General features: G+C 62.5%; 3 protein-coding genes. All 3 read left to right on the forward strand.

What is annotated here, in order from left to right; all coding sequences use genetic code 11:
• The coding region (locus ABYB95_RS21200) for an ABC transporter substrate-binding protein (protein WP_372661579.1) at positions 1–1,271 on the forward strand (1,271 nt) is incomplete at its 5' end.
• Positions 1,272–1,293: 22 nt separating this feature from the next.
• Positions 1,294–2,025 (forward strand): ABC transporter ATP-binding protein, encoded by a 732-nt coding sequence (locus ABYB95_RS21205; RefSeq protein ID WP_372661583.1) that lies wholly within the window; start codon positions 1,294–1,296, stop codon positions 2,023–2,025.
• Positions 2,026–2,027: 2 nt separating this feature from the next.
• Positions 2,028–2,597 (forward strand): ABC transporter ATP-binding protein (locus ABYB95_RS21210; RefSeq protein ID WP_372661586.1); only part of this gene is annotated, 570 nt, incomplete at its 3' end.

Genomic DNA, 2,597 nt, shown 5'->3' on the forward strand with positions numbered 1-2,597 from the left:
GAACAGTGCTCGGCGCCGGTGGCGCCGTCGGGTTGGCTTTGCTGAACCCCACCTCCATCTTCGCCCAGGGTGCCGACGGCGCCAACACGATTCGGGTCGGGTTCATCAGTCCGCGAACCGGTGCCTTGGCAGGCTTCGGTGAGGCCGATGGTTATGTGCTCGAACTGGCTCGCAAATCGTTGAAAGACGGACTGACCGTGGGCGGCAAGAAATACGCGGTCGAGATCCTGGACCGCGACACGCAATCCGATCCGGCCCGAGCCAGCCAGTTGGCCAAGACCCTGATCAACGCCGACAAGGTCGATCTCATTCTCGTCACGTCAGCGCCTGAGACCGTCAACCCCGTCGCCGATGCTTGCGAGGGAGCGGGCGTGCCCTGCCTTTCGACCGTGACACCTTGGGAAGCCTGGTACTTCGGGCGCGGCGCCAAGCCAGGCGAACCTTCTCCGTTCAAGTGGACTTTCCACTTCTCGTTCGGCGTCGGCGAGTTCGTCCAGGCGTACACCTCTCAGTGGGGTCAGCTGTCTACCAACAAGAAGGTGGCCGCCTTGTACCCCAACGACGCCGATGGCAATGCCATTCGTGCCAGCCTGGCGCCTGCGCTGCAGAAGGCCGGTTTCACCATCGTGGATGCCGGTCCATACGAAACAGGCACCACCGATTTTTCGGCTCAGATCGCAAAGTTCAAGGCTGAGAAGTGCGACATCTTCAACACCTTTCCGATCCCGTCAGACTTTGCCACCTTCTGGCGCCAGGCGGCCCAGCAGGGCCTCGCGAAAACGATCAAGATCGTTCAGGTTGCCAAGACAGGGCTGTTCCCGTCCACCGTTGAGGCGCTGGGTCCGCTGGGCTTCAACCTCTCCAGTGCCTGCTACTGGCACAAGACCTTTCCCTACAAGTCGCCATTGACAGGTGTGAGCAGCATGCAGCTGGCCGACGGCTACGAGAAGGCCGCGAACAAGCAATGGAACCAGCAACTCGGTGCTTCGATGTCCTTGCTCGACGCTGGCTTCGAAGCATTGAAGGCCTGCACCAATCCGAAGGACAAGACCAGCGTGGCCAAGGCACTGGGCTCTTTGGTGACGACGACCACGGTGGGCAAGGTCGATTTCACAACGGGACCCGTGCCGGGTGCGTGCGCGACACCGCTGATCGGCACGCAATGGGTCAAGGCCGCTGCGGGTTCGAAGTACAAGTACGACTACGTCATCACAGAGAACGCGGGCGATCCCAACGTTCCGGTGGCCGCAAAGCTGCGCACCTACGCCTGAATTCGCTTTGGATAGCCGCACCATGTCGTTAACAGATGCCTTGCTTTCTGCACAAGGACTGCGTAAGCACTACGGTGCACTGGTCGTTCTTGACGGCGTGGATTTCGAGGTTCGACGCGGCGATGCGATCGGCATCGTCGGACCAAACGGCGCCGGCAAGACCACCTTGCTCAGTCTTTTGTCGGGCTCACAAGCCGCTACCGCCGGAACGATCGGTTTCAAGGGCAGCGACGTCTCATCGCTGGATGCTGCCACACGCTGCAAGATGGGCATCGTGCGCACCCACCAGGTGCCGCAGCCCTTCGGTGGCATGACCGTGTTCGAAAACGTTTTCACGGCGGCCACACACGGGGGTGGCTTTCGCCGCAATGAGGCCTACGAGCGCAGCATCGATGCGATCGAACTCTGCGGCATGCACAAGGTGGCCAACCGGCGCGCCGCGACATTGGGCCTGCTGGACCGCAAGCGACTGGAATTGACCCGTGCACTGGCCACGAACCCGCAGGTTCTGCTGTTGGACGAGATCGGTGGCGGGCTCACCGACGGTGAGGCGGCAGAACTCGTGCAGACCATCAAGGTGCTGCATGCCCGGGACATCGCCATCGTCTGGATTGAGCACATCGTGCATGTGCTGCTGCAGGTGGCCCAACGGCTGGTTTGCATGGACGCTGGCCGCGTGATCGCGCAAGGAGATCCCCAAGAAGTGCTGGCCAACGCCACCGTGGTGGATGCTTATCTGGGGGGTGGGCGATGAGCTTGCTGAAGATCGAAGACCTTGAGGCCAGACACGGCCTGCTGACGGCCGTGCAAGGCATCAGCCTGGATATCGAGCAAGGCGAGACCTTGGCGCTCGTCGGCGCCAACGGCGCTGGCAAGACCACACTGCTTCGAACGCTGGCGGGTGTGCATCCGGTGGCAGCCGGTCGTATCGTGTTTGACGGCATCGACGTGAGCACGCTACCTGCGCACCGCCGTGCCGCAGCCGGACTGGCGCTGGTGCCTGAGGGGCGCAAGCTGTTCCCCGCGATGACCGTGCGAGAGAACCTGCTCGTCGCCCTGTCGGCCAAGCGCGAGGGCCGCTGGAACCTGGATACCGTGCTCGATGCGTTTCCGCAACTCAAACCCAAACTGAAAGCGGCTGCCGGCACCTTGTCGGGCGGTCAGCAGCAGTCGGTCGCGATAGGTCGCGCGTTGATGACAAATCCCCGGGTGCTGTTGCTGGACGAAGTGTCCCTCGGCCTCTCGCCGTTGGCCGTGCAAGGAGTCTACGACTCACTGCGCACGCTGATGGGCAAGGGCACGGCACACGGTACGACGGTCGTGCTC

It is taken from the genome of Hydrogenophaga sp., from assembly GCF_041633695.1.
Taxonomy (GTDB): Bacteria; Pseudomonadota; Gammaproteobacteria; order Burkholderiales; family Burkholderiaceae_C; genus Hydrogenophaga.

Bases quoted from the DNA above. Each gene is read 5' to 3' on its own strand.
- ABYB95_RS21205 (WP_372661583.1), top strand. From the start codon at position 1,294: ATGTCGTTAACAGATGCCTTGCTTTCTGCACAAGGACTGCGTAAGCAC.